The following is a 14,858-nucleotide window of genomic DNA, read 5'->3' as shown; positions in this document are numbered from 1 at the left end:
CTCATGCCGCCGCCCCTTGCTCGTGCAACTCGCCGTCGCGCATCGCGAACACGCGGTCGCAATGCGCGGCCACGTCGGGATCGTGGGTGATCAGCACCACCGTGTGATCCTCGGCCTGCAGGCGCTTGAACAACGCCAGGATCTCCTCGCCGGTCTTGGTGTCCAGCGCGCCGGTGGGTTCGTCGGCAAGCAGGATAGGCGGGCGATTGATCAGTGCGCGTGCGATCGCCACGCGCTGCTGCTGGCCGCCGGACAGCTCGCTGGGACGATGCCCCGCGCGCTCGGCCAGGCCCACCGAATCCAGCGCTTCGCGCGCGCGCTGCAGGCGCTCCTCGCGCGGCACGTTGGCATAGCCCATCGGCATGGCCACGTTCTCCAGCGCGCTCATGCGCGGCAGCAGGTTGAAGCCCTGGAACACGAAACCGATCTTCTCCAGCCGCAGCACCGCGCGCTCCTCCGCGTCCAGCGTGGCCACGTCGACGCCGTCGCACAGGTACTGGCCGCTGCTGGGCGTGTCCAGGCAGCCGATCAGGTTCATCAGCGTCGACTTGCCCGAGCCCGACGGCCCCATGATCGCGACGAATTCGCCGCGCGCGATGCGCAGGTCGACCGCATGCAGCGCGATCACCTCGGCCTCGGTGCCCGGCGAATAGACCTTGCCCAGCGCGCGCGTTTCGATCACCGCGGCGCCGGCGGTGGCGGACGCCTGACTCATTTGGCGCTGCGTCCGCTGCCGACGATCACTTCGTCGCCGGCCTGGATGTTGCCCGAGACCTCGGTCCAGTTGCCGTCGCTGGCGCCCACGCGCACCACCACCATTTCGGGCTTGCCCTTGACCAGCTTGTACAAGGGCGCGCGGCGCGCATTGAGCAGGGCCGCGACCTCGCTGTCCCACAGCGTCTGCTGTTCCGGCGTGAGGCTGCCGCGGAACTCGGCGAACTGCTGGTTGAAGCGCTCCTGCATGCGCTGGCGCATCGCGCCGGCAGCCGCGCCGCCGCCACCGCCGCCGCCGCCCGCGCGGATGATCATGCCGCCGCCACCGCCGCCGGGGCCGCGACCGCCGAACAGCGTGCTGCCGCCGCCGTTCGCGGCCGGCGCCGCCTGGCGCGCGGCCGAGCGCTGCTTCATCGCTTCCAGCGCGGCGTCGAACACCGCCTGCTGCTGCGCCGTCAACTTGAGCTGCTGCGCCACGCGCGGCAGGTCGGCGGCCATGCCGCCGCGCGCGCCGGGACCGGCGCCGCCCGGGCCACCGGGACCGCCCGGACCGGCGGCGCCCTGCGCGGCCGGATCGTCCTCGGCTGGCTTGTAGCGCAGCGCGGCGTTGCCCACGCGCAGCACGTCGTCGCGGCGGCTGACCTCGATCTCGGCATTGGCGGTCATGCCCGGCAGCAGGATCTGATCGGCGTTGTCCACCGACACCACCACCGGATAGGTGATCACGTTGCTGGTGTTGGTGGCCGACAGGCGCACCTGCTGGACCTTGCCGCGGAACTGGCGGTCGGGGAAGGAATCGACCGTGAAGCTCACGCCCTGCCCGGCCTTGACCTGGCCGATGTCGGCCTCGTCGATGGCCAGCACGATTTCCATCTTCGACAGATCCTCGGCGATCTGGAACAGCACCGGCGACTGCAGACTGGCGGCCACGGTCTGGCCCGGCTCGACCGTGCGGGTCAGGACCACGCCGTCGACGGGCGCGCGGATCACGGTGCGCTCCAGGTTCAGCCGCGAGGTCTGGGTGGAGGCGATCTGCTGGTGGATCTGCGCTTCGGCCGCGGAAACTTGGGCGCGCGCCTGATCGCGCGCGGCGCGCGCGAGGTCGGCGTCGCTGCGCGCGACCAACTGGCGTTCGACCAGTGCCGATTTGCGCTGGAAGTCGAGTTCGGCATTGCGCAAGGTGGCCTGCGCGGTGGCCAGGCTGGCGCGCGCGCTGGTGACCTGGGCCGAGCCCTGGGCGATTTGCGCCTGGTAGGTGCTGGGATCGATCTTGGCGATCACCTGGCCCTTGGTGACGCGGTCGTTGAAGTCCACCAGCACGTCGGTGACCTGGCCGGAAATCTGGCTGCCGACGTCGACCGTGGAGATCGCGGCCAGCGCGCCGGTGGCGGAGATCGCCACGCGGATGTCGCCGCGCTCGGCCTTGGCGGTGCGATAGGCCGAGGCCTCGGCCTGCGCGCTGCTGCGGTTGTAGTAGACGTAACCGCCGCCGGCCAGGGCCAGCAGCACCGCCGCCACGACGGCGCGGCGGATCCAGGGCGAAGACTTGCGGACGGGCGACTGCGGCTTACGGGCTGCGCTCATGAGGTTCTGGCTGGAAGGTATGGAGCCGGCAACGCGCGCGGCGGCGTTGGGTTGACAGATCGAGGGGCGGAATCGTTCCCGGCCAGGACCGCTTCATGCCGCGCTCAGCTTAGCGGCAAGGCGGGGGCGCCCGATATGCCGGTTTGCGTCTGGCCAGTCGAACTGGATGCCGGGCAGCACGCAAACGTCGCGAGCCGGCGCGGATTTCGCCATCGCGGTGGCGATCGTCCGCGAACCATCAGCCTGGACGCCACGAATTCCCAAGCAGGGCATCGAAGGGGGCGTTCCAGGGGGCGCGACCGAAGAGGCCGACGCGGCGGCGGCATGGCGCCACAGGCCGCGCCCCGGAGCGCGCGGCGCAACGCTCAGTGACTGAAGCGGATCACCGCCAACGTCCCCTGCCCCGGCACGCTGCTGAGCTGGACCGGCCAGCCGAAGCGCTCGCCCAGCCGGCGCACGATCGACAAGCCCATGCCCTTGCCCTCCACACCGGAGAAGTCGGCGCGGTAGAACGGGTCGAAGGCGCGGTTGAGGGTTTCGGCCGACATGCCGATGCCGGTGTCGCGGATCTCGATGCCGTCGCGCGTGAGGTGCACGTCGATGCGGCCCGCGTCGGTGAAGCGCACGGCGTTGCTGAGCAGGTTGCCGACCATCACGCTGAGCACGTGCGGCGGCGCCAGCAGGCGCGGCGCGCCGTCGTCGCTCACGTTGAGCTCGACGTCCTTGCCGTTGAGCATCGGGCGCACGCGCTCGACCTCGTGATCGACGATCTCGCGCACCGGGAACTCCTCGCTCTGCGGCGCGATCTCGGCCTCGCGGGCCAGGATCAGGAAGGCGTCGATCACCGCCTCCATGTCGCGTCCGGCGCGCTGCACGCGCGCCAGCGAGCGTTGCGCGCGCTGCGGGGTTTCCGGGTCGGCCAGCATCAGGTCGGTGGCCACCCGGATCACGGTCAGCGGCGTGCGCAGCTCATGGCTGGCGTCGCGGGTGAAATCGCGCTCGCGCTGGACGAACTCGCCCACGCGCTGGGCCAGGCCGCGCAGTGCGGTGGACAGTTGCCGCACCTCGCTGCCCATGTCCTGCGGCAGGCTGTCCAGCGAGTGGGCGACCGCGCGCGGATCGCGCGGATCCCAGTGCGCGACCGCCGCCGCCAGGCGGTTGACCGGCGTGACCAGCCGCTTGGTGTTGCGGTAGGTCATCCACGAGATCAGGTACATGGTGAGCAGGGACAGCAGCAGCGAGGCCAACCCGGTGAACGCGATGGCCTCGTCGATCAGTTCCGAGGAGTACAGCAGGTAGAAGGTGCCCGCCTCGCGCCGGTCCACCAGCATCACGCGTTCGTCGTGCGGCAGCTCGTTGAGGCCCTGCCGGCTGGTCCCGCGCGCGGCCTCCGGCAACGCGTCGTTGCCGGCGCCGGTGGGGATGAAATAGCCGTCCGTGGTCGAGGTGCGCGGCAGCGGATGGGCGGGATCGCGCGCGTGGCCGGCCCAGAACGCGTCGGCCTCGCGCTGCATACGCTGCTCCAGCACCAGGTTGCGCACCAGCAGGCCCGCCAGGCCGATGCCCAGCGTGATGACGATGCTGCCGATCAACGCCTGCGCGATGAAGGCAAGCTTGATCTTGCGCGGCAACCCCTGCGGCATGGAGGCAGGCTCAATCCGGCGGTTGCGAGATATCCGCGACGCGGTAGCCTGCGCTTTGCACGGTATGCAGCAGCTGCTTGCCGAACGGCTTGTCGATGGTCTTGCGCAGGTTGTACAGATGGCTGCGCAAGGTGTCCGAATCCGGCAGGCCGTTGCCCCAGATCTCGCGCTCGATCTCCTGACGGCTCACCACCCGCGGCGATTCGCGCATCAGGATGGTCAGCAGGCGCAGGCCGATCGGCGACAGCTGCAGTTCGCTGCCGCCGCGGGTCACGCGCAGGCTGGCCGGGTCCAGCACCAGATCGGCGACCTTGAGCACCTCGCCGCCGACCTGGCGGCGCTCGCGGCGGATCAGGGCGCGTAGGCGCGCTTCCAGTTCCTGGATCGCGAAGGGCTTGGTCAGGTAGTCGTCGGCGCCGGCGCTGAGGCCGGTGAGCTTCTCGTCCAGGGTGTCGCGCGCGGTCAGCATCAGCACCGGCGTCGACTTGCGCGCTTCCTCGCGCAGGCGCTTGCACACCTCGATGCCGTCCAGGCGCGGCAGCATCAGGTCCAGCACCACCACGTCGTAACTGTTCTCGGCCGCCAGACGGTAACCGTCCAGGCCGTCGGCGGCGTAGTCGACTTCGAAGCCACGCCCTTCCAGGTATTCGCCCACCATCTCGGAGATGTTGCGGTTGTCCTCAACGATCAGGACCAAGCCCCCGTCTCTAGTGCCCTGCATGCAGCTCTCCATTTCCTTCAGTTTTGTGAAGACTGCCGGGGCCGGGGTGGACGCCCCGTGAAGGCCCGGCGTTAAGCTGCCCGCCTCTCCCTGCGAACCGCCCCCATGCTCACCGACCGCCTCTACCCGATCCTGCTGTTGCTGGGCTCCAACCTGTTCATGACCTTCGCCTGGTACGGCCACCTCAAGTACAAGTCGGCGCCGTTGACCGCGGCGATCCTGATCAGCTGGGGCATCGCCTTCTTCGAATACTGCCTGATGGTCCCGGCCAACCGCATCGGCAGCGCGGTCTACTCGGCGCCGCAGCTCAAGGGCCTGCAGGAGGTCATCACCTTGCTGGTGTTCGCCGGCTTCTCGGCCTGGTACCTGGAGCAACCGCTGAAGTGGAACCATTGGGCGGGATTCGGGCTGATCGTGGTGGCGGCCTGGCTGATTTTTTTGGATTGATCGGACGGGCGGCAAAGCGGCGCGCTGAGCCTTACAAAGCTCGCCCTGTAAAGCCTCTGCCTCATTGTCAGCTCACTTCTACTCACGAATAACACCCATAGAGCACATCTAAAACGTCCACTGGCACCGTTCGCGTGCAGGTCCACGTTGTGTGAAGACATACGCCCGATCCGGTCCGATAGAGTCGGGTTATCCGCTCGCGATCGACGCCTTATCGCGCCCGCGAACGAACCACTCAGGCATCGCAAAGGATTGCCATGGCACGACGCTCTTCCTTCCACCCTCGCAACACGCGCAGCCTGTCCAACGCATCGCGGTGCGCCGCGTTCGCGGCGACGCTGTGGCTGACGGCCGGCTGCGCATCGCAAAGCGCGGCCACCGATCACCGGTCCGCCGCGGCGGCCGCCGCCGGCCCGGCGCCTGCGGCGGCCCAAGCCGACGACCTGGCCGTCCACGTTCCGGCCGGTACCGCCTTGCGCGCCAGCGCACGCGGCGATCTGGACGGGGATGGCGACGAGGATGCGCTGCTGGTGATCGAGCCGACCGGCGACAGCGCGGTCGCCACGGCGCCGCGCGCGCTGCTGCTGTTACGGCGCGATGCCGGCGGTACTTTTCGGCTGGCGGTGAACAGCCCCAAGGCCATCCTGTGCCGTAACTGCGGCGGCATGAGCGGCGATCCGTTGCAGGCCATGCGCACGGGCAAAGGCGAGTTCACTCTGCGCTTCGAAGGCGGCTCGCGCGAACTGTGGTCCAGCGAATACCGATTCGTTTATCGCGCCCAGGACGATGCCTGGCACTTGGCCGGCATCGTCTCGCGCGGCTTCGATCGTGACGACGGCAAGAACGCGCAGCGCCAACAGGGCCCGGCCGACTTCGGCGACGTGGCCTTGGGCGCTTTCGATCCCGCGCAATTCCCGGCCGACGCACTACCGTAGCCGACGGACTCCAAACAAGGACGTACTTCATGCCTACCGAGAACGAAATCGAAATGCTGCGGGCAGCGCGCGCCGCGGGCATCACCACCCGCGAGGAAATGGCCAACTTCATGGCCCAACTGGGACACGAATCCGGCGGCTTCACCCGTATGGAAGAAGGCTTCCGCTACACCCAGGGAATCCAGCAGATTCCCGTCGACTCCGCCCACCGCGAAGGCGACGCCGCCCTGGAAGCCGCACGACGTCAAGCCCTGGCGGGCCGGCCGGAGGAACTTGCGCGGCTCATGTACGGCGGCCGCATGGGCAACGACGATGCCGGCGACGGCTATCTTTATCGCGGACGCGGCTACACCCAGCTCACGGGCGAAAGCAATTATCGCGACGCGGGCCGGGCGCTGGATCTGGATCTGGTCGACAATCCCGACCTCGCGGCCGATCGCGGTAACGCCCAGCGTATCGCGCTGTGGTATTGGGAGCAGCGCGTACCGCAGGCTCAGCGCGACGACGTCTCCGGCGCCACCCTCGCCATCAACAACGGCGAGAACGGCTTGGCCGATCGCCTCAACCGCTACGACGCCTGGCATGCCCTGCTCACTCCGGAGTTCATTGCCGAACTGGATGCGGGCCGGGTCCAGGCCGGCGCCGGCGTGCTGCCCGCGGAAGGCCGACCTGCGATGGAGGATGGCGCCCTGCGCCGCCTGGAAACCGGCCCGGAGGTCGGTGAGCTGCAGGAGAACCTGCGCACGCTCGATATCCGCGACGACCGCAACCGCGCACTGGTCGTCAACGACCGCTTCGGTGGACCTACCGAACAAGCGGTGCGGCGATTTCAGGAGCAGAACGATCTGGCGGTCACCGGTCGGGCCGATCCGGCCACGTTGCAGGCTATCGAGCTAGCGATAGAGCGTCATCGTCAACAGAACGAGCCGGTGTCGCGACCTGCGCACGAGACTGGCGACGCCCGTCATACGCCCACCAGCGGCGCGCTGTCACTGGACGACCCGCGCCATCCCAATCACGGCATGTACGCCAAGCTGCTGGCTACCGTGAACGAGCGCGACGCGGAGCTGGGACGACCCTCGGATCGACTCAGCGCGCAACTCTCCGGCGGCCTGACAGTGGATGCCCGCCAACGCGGACTGGAGCACATCGGATACGCGCAGTTCAGCGCTGACGGCAGCCGCGTCTACATGGCCGACAGCCAAGACCCCTCCGCGCCCTGGGCCAGAAAAGCCGTGGGCGATGTCGGGCAAGCGCTGCAACGCACGCTGCCGGAAAGCAGCGAGCAGGTGGCCGAACTCAACCGCAGCCAGACGCGGCAAACCTCAGCTGCGGCGCAGAACCCGCATCAGGACGGCCCATCGCCGGGGCCACGCTCGGTCTGATGCGCGATGGCGGCCTGCGCAGGAGGGAGCGGGCCGTAGTCGTGAAAGCACGCGTTACGCGAATCGAAGCGGTCGTGCACTCGGCTTCTTATCTCGAACCGAATCCACTCGATCGGCCGCTCAGAACCGGATCTTGCCGGTCAGGATGTCCTTGAACATCACCCAGTCGCCGACGAAGGAATACAGCGGGTGCTTGAAGGTCGCCGGGCGGTTCTTCTCGAAGAAGAAGTGCCCGATCCAGGCGAAGCCGTAGCCGCACAGCAGCGCCGCCAGCAGCAGCCAGGGCCGGCCTTGGACGATGGCCAGGGCCAGCAGCACCAGTACGCCGCAGCTGCCGATGAAGTGCAGGCGCCGGCTGGTGCGGTTGCTGTGTTCGCTAAGGTAGAACGGGTAGAACTCGCTGAAGCTTGCGAATCGGTTGGCCATGCTCGCCTCCTCATCCTGCCGAGTATTGACTACCACCACCGGCTCACAACCCACGGCCATTGAACACGGTGCGCAGCTTGATCTTAACCAACTCGCCCAGGGCGGTGCCGATCAGGCAGTAGGCGCGGTCGCCCTCGATCCGCTGGTGCTGCAGCGGGCAATCCCGAGGCATGGCGCTGCCATCCGCGAGGATCGCCCACTTGGCGCGTTCGTTGAGATGGGACAGCACCCGCGCAAGCTCGTAAAGCTCCTCACGGCGCCTCCTGCAGCCCCGCCAGTTCGAACCGGTCCTTCGCCGCGAGGCCATATCGGTCCCCGCGCCGGTCGATGCCTACCTCGTGGCTCCGCCCACAGGCGGAGAAGCGCCAGGTTTCGGCGGGCATCGGCTCTTCGGCGTTTGCCGTGGCCGGGGCCGCTTTCGGCTCGGCTTCGATGCCGTCCAGCACCGAGCAATCCAGCCGCCCCAGTACCAGCGGCGCGGTCGTCGCGACGACGCGCTGGCTGTTCTGGGCATCGATCTGCGACTTGGACGGCGCCGGATAGACCGGCCGACCCCAGTCGTTGATCCGCGTGGGGCATTCGTACGAGGCCAGCAGCTTGTCCTCGCCGCTGGTCGAGGCGATCGCGGCGCCGATCCCGTCCGCCATCCTTTTGCCCGGCTTGCTGTCCGCATACGCGCGCAGCGCGGCCAGCTGGGCGGCCGGCATCCGCGATTGCCAGGCCGCGACGGCGCTGTCGAGCTGCTTCGATAGCGCCGGCAACAGCCGCTTGCAGTCCTCGGCGAACCCCAGCCGGAACAGATAGTCGGTGTTCGGGTCGTCGTCCGCCGATGCGGTCAGCGGCCAGGCCATCGCCGCCGTCAGTATCGCTCCCAGCAAGATCCGTGCTCGCACGTCAGCCCTCCTCGGCCTTGGCCCGATTCCAATAACCATCCTGCGCCTCCAGCGATTGGCCGGAGAGCGGGGTGCCGTCCGCCTGCGCCAGCCGTTCCATCGCGCGGAACCGGCGTTCGAACTTCAGATTCGCACGGCGCAATGCGGCGCCCACGTCGACCTTGCCGTGCCGGGCCAGGTTCGCGGCCACGAACAGCAGGTCGCCGATTTCGTCTTCCAGGCGCTCGCGCGCGGCCGCATCGTCGGGCGCGGCCGCGACGGCGTCGAACTCGGCGCGCACCTCTTCGATTTCCTCGTGCAGCTTGGCGATCACCGGCGCCACGTCGGGCCAGTCGAAGCCGACCGAGGCGGCGCGCTTCTGCAGTTTCACCGCGCGCTGCCATTCCGGCAGGCCGCGCGCGATGCCCGCGAGCGCGGAGGTATCGGCCTCGCCGGCCGCCTCGCGCTCGCGGCGCTTCTGTTCTTCCCAGGCCACGGTCTGGGCGTCGGCGTCCTCGACGCTGGCGCCGGCGAACACGTGCGGATGGCGGCGCACCATCTTGTCGCTGATCGCGGCGACCACGTCGTCGAACGCGAACGCGCCTTGCTCTTCGGCCATGCGCGCGTGGAACACGACCTGCAACAGCAGATCGCCGAGTTCGTCCTTCAGCGCCGGCAGATCGTTGCGATCGATGGCATCGGCGACCTCGTAGGCCTCCTCGACCGTGTACGGGGCGATGCTGGCGAAGGTCTGCTCGACATCCCAGGGGCAGCCGCCGACCGGGGCGCGCAGACGCGCCATGATCGCGACCAGTCCGGCGATGCCGTCCGGCAATTCGGCGCCGTCAGCCATCCAGACACTCCCGCCACGGCAACGCCGGATCGCCCACGGCGATGAAGTCGCCGTTGAGGATGCGCGCGCGCTGGTTGTAGCGGAACGGCCGGCCCTGCTGATCCAGCACCTGGCCGCCCGCGGCTTCGAGCACGCACTGGGCGGCGGCGGTGTCCCATTCGCTGGTCGGGCCGAAACGCGGATACAGGTCCATGCCGCCCTCGGCGATGCGGCAGAACTTCAGCGAGGAGCCCAACCCGATCGGCTCGACCTGCCCGTCGAACAAGTCGGACAGGCGCGTCAGGAACGCCTCGGTGCGCGCGTCGCGGTGCGAGCGGCTGGCGGCCACGCGCAGCGGCGCGGTCGCGGGGACGCGCACGCGCAGCGGCCGTTCGGACTCGCCGTCGCGACGGCAGGCGCGGCCGCCGCGCACGCCGTACCACAACGCGCCGCCGACCGGCGCCTGGACCACGCCGAACACCGGCACGCCGTCGTCGATCAGGGCCAGGTTGACGGTGAACTCGCCGTTGCGCTTGACGAACTCGCGAGTGCCGTCGAGCGGATCGACCAGCCACAGGCGGCGCCATTGGCGGCGCTGTTCGAACGAGACTTCGTGCGCGGATTCCTCCGACAGCACCGGGATGTCGGGCGTGAGCCGCGCCAGGCCGTCGACGATGCAGTGGTGCGCGGCCAGATCGGCGGCGGTCAGCGGCGAGGCGTCGGCCTTGTGCTCGACGTCGAAGTCCTGCTCGTAGATCGTCAGGATCGCGGCGGCGGCGGCGCGCGCGATCGCGATGGCGCCTTCGACCAGGGCCTCGTCGACGTAATCGGGGGCGGTGTCGGTATCGCTGATCGTCATGTCTGGGTGCGCAACCATTCGCGGGCGATGAACAGCGCCGCGATGCTGCGGCCTTCGGAAAAATCTTCGCTGAGGATCAACTCGTGCAGGCGCTCGAGCTTCCACGGCACCACTTCGAGCTCTTCCGGCTCATCGCCGGGCAGGCGCTCGGGATAGAGATCGCGCGCGACCACCAACTGGGTCTGGTGGCTCATGTAGGTCGGCGCCAGCGACAGCGAACGCAGCAGGGTCAGCGAGCGAGCGCCATAGCCGGCCTCTTCCTTGAGCTCGCGGTCGGCGGCCTCGATCGCGGTTTCGCCTTCGTCGATCCGGCCCTTGACCAGGCCCAGCTCGTAGCGGTGCACGCCGGCGGCGTACTCGCGCACCAGCAGCACGGTCTCGGCATCGATCATCGGCACCACCACGACCGCGCCGTGACCGCGCCCGAGCAGGCGCTCGTAGCGGCGGCGCTCGCCGTTGGAGAACTCCAGATCCAGTCGCTCCAGCTTGTAGGGGCCGGCCTCGTGCTCGGTGACCTCGTGGATCACGGGCAAACGCCGGCTCACCTCGCCGCTCCGGCGATGCGCGTGGGTGACGCGGAAGACGCCAGACTGCGTCCATGGATGGACGGGCCCGGAACTCCCATAATGTCCCGATGCAAGATACGAATCAGCATGCCGCGATGCTAGCAGAGGGCGGCGCTTCCGAGGCCGACGCCTGGCGCAAACGCGACCTCGCCGTGCTCTGGCACCCGTGCACCCAGATGCGCGAACACCCCGACACCCTGCCCTTGCTGCCCATCGCCAGCGGCCAGGGGCCGTGGCTGATCGGCCGCGACGGGCGCCGCTACCTGGACGCCATCTCCAGTTGGTGGACCAATCTGTTCGGCCACGCCGAGCCGCGCATCGCCCAGGCGATCGCGGCCCAGGCAGGCACGCTGGAGCACGTGATCCTGGCCGGTTGCTCGCACGCGCCGGCGGTGGAGCTGGCCGAGCAGTTGCTGCGGATCGCGCCGCGCGAACCCGGGCGGGCGCCGCTGGCCAAGGTGTTCTACGCCGACAACGGTTCGGCCGGCGTCGAGGTGGCGCTGAAGATGGCCTTCCACTGGTTCCGCAACCGCGGCGAGAACGGCCGCACCAAGTTCATCGCGCTGGACAACGGCTATCACGGCGAAACCTTGGGCGCGCTCGCGGTCGGCGATATTCCGCTGTACCGACGCGTGTATGCGCCGCTGCTGGCCGAGGCCTTGTTCGCGCCTTCGCCCGACGCCTACCTGTGCGAGCCCGGCGAAACCCCGGCGCAACGCGCGCAGCACGCGGCCGACGGGTTGCGCGCGCTGCTGGAGCGCCACGCTGGCGAGGTCTGCGCGCTGATCCTGGAGCCGCGCGTGCAGTGCGCCGGCGGCATGCGCATACACGATGCCTCCTATCTGCGCCACGTGCGCGCGCTGTGCGACGAGTTCGGCGTGTTCCTGATCGCCGACGAGATCGCGGTGGGCTTCGGCCGCACCGGCACGATGTTCGCCTCCGAGCAGGCCGGCGTCGCCCCCGACCTGCTGTGCCTGTCCAAGGGCCTGACCGGCGGCTCGCTGCCGCTGGCGGCGGTGCTGTGCACCCAGGCCATCTACGACGGCTTCCTCGACGATTCGCGCGAACGCGCGTTCCTGCACTCGCACAGCTACACCGGCAACCCGCTGGCCTGCGCCGCGGCGCTGGCCGCGCAGGGCATCTTCGCCAGCGACGGCATCCTCGAACGCAACCGCACCACCGCCGCGCGCATGGCCGAACTGGCCGCGCCGCTGGCCGCGCACGCGCAGGTCGCCGACGTGCGCCAGGCCGGCATGATCGTCGCCTTCGAGCTCACCCGTGGCGGCGACAAGCGCACGCCGTTCGAAGCCTCGGCGCGGATCGGCCTGCGCGCGTACCGCGCGGCGCTGGAACGTGGCGTGCTGTTGCGCCCGCTGGGCGACGTGCTGTACTGGATGCCGCCCTACTGCGTCGACGACGAGGCGCTGGAACTGCTCGCGCGCACCACGCGCGAAGCCATCGATCACGCGGTCGCGGAGGCCGGCGCATGAGACTGACCCGCGTGCATATCGACCAGCCGCTGCGCGCCGGCAGCGAGATCGCCTTGCCGGAAGGCCCGGCCACGCATCTGGCGCGGGTGCTGCGGCTGGGCGTTGGCGACGCCTGCGTGTTGTTCAACGGCGACGGCCACGACTATCCGGCGCGCATCGTCGCGCTGGGCAAGCGCGAACTGCGCGTGGCCATCGATGCGGCCCAGGCGGTGGATCGCGAATCGCCGCTGCGCCTGGTGCTGCTGCAGGGCATCGCGCGCGGCGAGAAGATGGACCTGATCCTGCAGAAGGCGACCGAGTTGGGCGTGGCCGAGCTGCGACCGCTGTGGTCGCAGCGTAGCGAGGTCAAGCTGGACGAGGCGCGCGCCGAGAAGCGGCTGGCGCACTGGCGCAGCGTGGTCGCTTCGGCCTGCGAGCAGAGCGGCCGCGCGCGCGTGCCGCAGGTGGCTGCGCCGGTGTCGCTGAGCGCGGCGTTGGCGGCGTTGCCGGACGGCGGGCTGCGGCTGATCCTGGACCCGGAGGGCGAGCTCGCGTTCTCGACCTTGAGCGTGCCGGCGGACGCGCCGGTCCATCTGGCCATCGGCCCGGAGGGCGGCTGGTCGCCCTTGGACCGCGAGCAGTTGCGCGCGGCCGGCTTCAACGGCCTGCGACTGGGGCCGCGCATCCTGCGCACCGAGACCGCGGGCTTGGCGGCGATCGCGGCGTTGCAGGCGCGGTTCGGGGATTTGGCTTAGGCGTGCGGTGACGATGCGGTTCGCCCTCGGCTCACTGCATCATGCCGCGCCCCCGGCGGCTAAATCTTGAAATAGATCCGCTGCGCGTCCAGCAGCCGCACCACCGCCCACCACAAGGCGACGAAGGCCAAGGCATACGCCAGCGACGGCAGGGTCGGCCCGAAGCGCGGCGTCATCCAATCTGCGAACGCATGCCGGTACAAGGGTTCCAGCCCACCGGCCGCGACCAGCGCGTACAGCAGGAACGCCGAGCCGGCATAGGCCGCGATCGCATTGACGCCGAACGCGCGGCCCAGCGCCGGCCAGCCGCGGCGGTCGATCGCGACATGGAACGCGGCCAGCACCCAGCAGGCGATGCCGCCGGTCCACAGCACGTAGGCGGGCGTCCACAGGTTCTTGTTGAACGGCTGCGCGTACGACGCGGCAAAACCCAGCGCCATGCAGGCAGCGCCGGCGATCCACAGCGCGCGCATGCGGCCCGCGCGCAGCCAGTCGCCCGCGCGCAGGCCCAGCAGCGTGGTCGCCAGTGCGCCCAGCGTGCTGAGCAAGCCCTCGGGATCGTGGCCGCGTCCGCTGCCCGCCTGCAGTTCGTAAACGTGGACGCCCAGCACCCGGCTGTCGAAACGGCTGGCGAGATTGAGGTAAGGCTCGTAGCTGCCGCCGCCGGCCAGCAGCACGGCGTAGCCAGCAATCAGCGCGATCAGCACGCCCCATTGCGCGCGCGACGGCAGCCAGAGCGCGCACAAGCCGGCCGCGCCGAAACACAGGCCGATGCGCTGCAGCACGCCCATGACGCGGTAATGGGCCAGATCGAACGCCCACCACGCGCACAGGTGCAGCAGCAGGCCCAGGCCGACGATGCGCGCGGCGCGCGCGAGCACGCCACGGGCCAGCGCGGGCCGCGCATCGCCGCGTTGCACGCGCGGATTCAGCGCCAGCGCGATCGATACGCCGACGATGAACAGGAACATCGGAAAGATCAGGTCGGTCGGCGTGCAGCCGTGCCAGTGCGCGTGCAGCAGGGGCGCGTAGACGTGGCCCCAGTCGCCGGGATTGTTGACCAGCAGCATCGCCGCGACGGTCAGGCCGCGTAGCGCGTCGACCGAGGCGTAACGCGGTGCGGCGGCGGTCGCGGTGACGCCCACGCCGCGCGCGAGGCTGGGCTCAGGCGGCCTGCGCGAGCGCGCCGCCGATCAGGGCTTCGACGGCTTCCAGGTCGGGCACGAACGCCACGTCCTCGTTGAGGACCACGCGCGCGTGCACGCCCTGCGGTATGCCTTCCTGGTTCGCGTCCAGCAGCAAACCGTCCTGCGACACCGTGACCAGGCGCGGGAAGCCCTGGGTCAGCATCGCGAAGTACGGCGCGCGCGGATCGCCGCTCAGCGCCTTCAGCACCACCACCTTGCTGCCGAGCTGGGCGTTTTCCATCGCGAACCCGGCCATTTCGGCGAACGCGATCAGCGGCAACTGCCAACCGCGCCAGCGCAGACGGCCCAGCAGCCAGTGCGGGGCGTCGGCGATCGGCTCCGGCGGCGCGTACGACAGCACCTCGGCGATGGTGGCGTTGGGCAGCAACAGGCGCGCGCCGGAAACCTGGATCAGCACGCCTCGGATGTCGCTGGCGACGGGGGTGTTCTGCTCGGACATGTC

The 14,858-nt window shown here is 69.7% G+C and carries 17 protein-coding genes; 5 read left to right on the top strand and 12 right to left on the bottom strand.

Annotated elements, in window-relative coordinates; genetic code table 11:
• Position 1: 1 nt before the first annotated feature.
• The 4 genes from LVB77_RS06030 to LVB77_RS06015 all read right to left on the bottom strand — a co-directional run bounded on the left by LVB77_RS06030 (position 2) and on the right by LVB77_RS06015 (position 4,662).
• Entirely contained in the window at positions 2-715 is a 714-nt protein-coding gene (locus LVB77_RS06030; protein ID WP_232909284.1) for an ABC transporter ATP-binding protein, read from the bottom strand.
• Entirely contained in the window at positions 712-2,298 is a 1,587-nt protein-coding gene (locus tag LVB77_RS06025; RefSeq protein ID WP_232909283.1) for an efflux RND transporter periplasmic adaptor subunit, read from the bottom strand. Before LVB77_RS06025 ends, LVB77_RS06030 begins: the two co-directional genes overlap by 4 nt.
• 365 nt (positions 2,299-2,663) lie before the next feature.
• On the bottom strand, positions 2,664-3,941 hold the full coding sequence (locus LVB77_RS06020; protein ID WP_232909282.1) for a HAMP domain-containing sensor histidine kinase: 1,278 nt from the start codon (positions 3,939-3,941) through the stop codon (positions 2,664-2,666).
• Between the two features lie 10 nt (positions 3,942-3,951).
• Positions 3,952-4,662, bottom strand: coding sequence for a response regulator transcription factor (locus LVB77_RS06015; RefSeq protein WP_055900565.1), 711 nt, complete (start codon positions 4,660-4,662; stop codon positions 3,952-3,954).
• Between the two features lie 90 nt (positions 4,663-4,752).
• Between LVB77_RS06015 and LVB77_RS06010 the strand changes: the two genes are divergently transcribed.
• The 3 genes from LVB77_RS06010 (at position 4,753) to LVB77_RS06000 (ending at position 7,429) form a co-directional block, all read left to right on the top strand.
• On the top strand, positions 4,753-5,109 hold the full coding sequence (locus LVB77_RS06010; protein WP_232910182.1) for a DMT family protein: 357 nt from the start codon (positions 4,753-4,755) through the stop codon (positions 5,107-5,109).
• A 257-nt stretch (positions 5,110-5,366) separates the two neighbouring features.
• A complete protein-coding gene (locus LVB77_RS06005; protein WP_232909281.1) occupies positions 5,367-6,044 on the top strand; it encodes a hypothetical protein in 678 nt (225 codons plus the stop codon).
• A 29-nt stretch (positions 6,045-6,073) separates the two neighbouring features.
• Positions 6,074-7,429 carry an XVIPCD domain-containing protein gene (locus LVB77_RS06000; protein WP_232909280.1) on the top strand — a complete coding sequence of 452 codons (1,356 nt, stop codon included), beginning with the start codon at positions 6,074-6,076 and terminating at the stop codon, positions 7,427-7,429.
• Between the two features lie 120 nt (positions 7,430-7,549).
• Here LVB77_RS06000 and LVB77_RS05995 read toward each other — a convergent pair whose 3' ends face one another.
• From LVB77_RS05995 to nudE, 6 genes are read right to left on the bottom strand one after another with little or no spacing between them, the layout of a single operon-like run.
• Entirely contained in the window at positions 7,550-7,855 is a 306-nt protein-coding gene (locus LVB77_RS05995; RefSeq protein ID WP_232909279.1) for a DUF962 domain-containing protein, read from the bottom strand.
• A 43-nt stretch (positions 7,856-7,898) separates the two neighbouring features.
• Positions 7,899-8,084, bottom strand: a complete 186-nt coding sequence (locus LVB77_RS05990) for a hypothetical protein (protein WP_232909278.1) — start codon at positions 8,082-8,084, stop codon at positions 7,899-7,901.
• 22 nt (positions 8,085-8,106) lie between these two features.
• A complete protein-coding gene (locus LVB77_RS05985) occupies positions 8,107-8,706 on the bottom strand; it encodes a hypothetical protein (protein ID WP_232909277.1) in 600 nt (199 codons plus the stop codon).
• A gap of 43 nt (positions 8,707-8,749) precedes the next feature.
• The gene (gene mazG / locus LVB77_RS05980) at positions 8,750-9,580 is read right to left on the bottom strand and encodes a nucleoside triphosphate pyrophosphohydrolase (protein WP_232909276.1); all 831 of its coding nucleotides are present in this window, start codon (positions 9,578-9,580) and stop codon (positions 8,750-8,752) included.
• A complete protein-coding gene (gene cysQ / locus LVB77_RS05975; protein ID WP_232909275.1) occupies positions 9,573-10,418 on the bottom strand; it encodes a 3'(2'),5'-bisphosphate nucleotidase CysQ in 846 nt (281 codons plus the stop codon). Before cysQ ends, mazG begins: the two co-directional genes overlap by 8 nt.
• Positions 10,415-10,963: an ADP compounds hydrolase NudE gene (nudE, locus tag LVB77_RS05970; RefSeq protein WP_232909274.1), complete on the bottom strand. Its 549-nt coding sequence runs from the start codon at positions 10,961-10,963 to the stop codon at positions 10,415-10,417. Before nudE ends, cysQ begins: the two co-directional genes overlap by 4 nt.
• Before the next feature lie 116 nt (positions 10,964-11,079).
• Here nudE and bioA point away from each other — a divergent pair, with 116 nt between their 5' ends.
• Positions 11,080-12,474: an adenosylmethionine--8-amino-7-oxononanoate transaminase gene (gene bioA, locus LVB77_RS05965; RefSeq protein WP_232910180.1), complete on the top strand. Its 1,395-nt coding sequence runs from the start codon at positions 11,080-11,082 to the stop codon at positions 12,472-12,474.
• A complete protein-coding gene (locus tag LVB77_RS05960) occupies positions 12,471-13,208 on the top strand; it encodes a 16S rRNA (uracil(1498)-N(3))-methyltransferase (protein WP_232909273.1) in 738 nt (245 codons plus the stop codon). The genes bioA and LVB77_RS05960 overlap by 4 nt, the downstream gene beginning before the upstream one ends.
• Positions 13,209-13,267: 59 nt before the next feature.
• Here the strand turns inward: LVB77_RS05960 and LVB77_RS05955 are convergent, their stop codons facing one another.
• Both LVB77_RS05955 and LVB77_RS05950 read right to left on the bottom strand, forming a co-directional pair.
• A complete protein-coding gene (locus LVB77_RS05955; RefSeq protein ID WP_232910179.1) occupies positions 13,268-14,278 on the bottom strand; it encodes a heparan-alpha-glucosaminide N-acetyltransferase domain-containing protein in 1,011 nt (336 codons plus the stop codon).
• Between the two features lie 94 nt (positions 14,279-14,372).
• Positions 14,373-14,855, bottom strand: coding sequence for a chemotaxis protein CheW (locus LVB77_RS05950; RefSeq protein WP_232909272.1), 483 nt, complete (start codon positions 14,853-14,855; stop codon positions 14,373-14,375).
• Between the last annotated feature and the right edge of the window lie 3 nt (positions 14,856-14,858).

The sequence above is a fragment of the Lysobacter sp. 5GHs7-4 genome (assembly GCF_021284765.1).
GTDB lineage: Bacteria > Pseudomonadota > Gammaproteobacteria > Xanthomonadales > Xanthomonadaceae > Lysobacter.
Note: the sequence above shows the minus strand (reverse complement) of the source record. Positions and strands in the feature narration are given on the sequence as shown.

Coding starts and splice junctions, on each gene's coding strand:
- LVB77_RS06030 (WP_232909284.1), bottom strand. CDS start 715: ATGAGTCAGGCGTCCGCCACCGCCGGCGCCGCGGTGATCGAAACGCGC.
- LVB77_RS06025 (WP_232909283.1), bottom strand. CDS start 2,298: ATGAGCGCAGCCCGTAAGCCGCAGTCGCCCGTCCGCAAGTCTTCGCCC.
- LVB77_RS06020 (WP_232909282.1), bottom strand. CDS start 3,941: ATGCCGCAGGGGTTGCCGCGCAAGATCAAGCTTGCCTTCATCGCGCAG.
- LVB77_RS06015 (WP_055900565.1), bottom strand. CDS start 4,662: ATGCAGGGCACTAGAGACGGGGGCTTGGTCCTGATCGTTGAGGACAAC.
- LVB77_RS06005 (WP_232909281.1), top strand. CDS start 5,367: ATGGCACGACGCTCTTCCTTCCACCCTCGCAACACGCGCAGCCTGTCC.
- LVB77_RS06000 (WP_232909280.1), top strand. CDS start 6,074: ATGCCTACCGAGAACGAAATCGAAATGCTGCGGGCAGCGCGCGCCGCG.
- LVB77_RS05995 (WP_232909279.1), bottom strand. CDS start 7,855: ATGGCCAACCGATTCGCAAGCTTCAGCGAGTTCTACCCGTTCTACCTT.
- LVB77_RS05985 (WP_232909277.1), bottom strand. CDS start 8,706: ATGGCCTGGCCGCTGACCGCATCGGCGGACGACGACCCGAACACCGAC.
- mazG (WP_232909276.1), bottom strand. CDS start 9,580: ATGGCTGACGGCGCCGAATTGCCGGACGGCATCGCCGGACTGGTCGCG.
- cysQ (WP_232909275.1), bottom strand. CDS start 10,418: ATGACGATCAGCGATACCGACACCGCCCCCGATTACGTCGACGAGGCC.
- bioA (WP_232910180.1), top strand. CDS start 11,080: ATGCTAGCAGAGGGCGGCGCTTCCGAGGCCGACGCCTGGCGCAAACGC.
- LVB77_RS05960 (WP_232909273.1), top strand. CDS start 12,471: ATGAGACTGACCCGCGTGCATATCGACCAGCCGCTGCGCGCCGGCAGC.
- LVB77_RS05955 (WP_232910179.1), bottom strand. CDS start 14,278: ATGCTGCTGGTCAACAATCCCGGCGACTGGGGCCACGTCTACGCGCCC.
- LVB77_RS05950 (WP_232909272.1), bottom strand. CDS start 14,855: ATGTCCGAGCAGAACACCCCCGTCGCCAGCGACATCCGAGGCGTGCTG.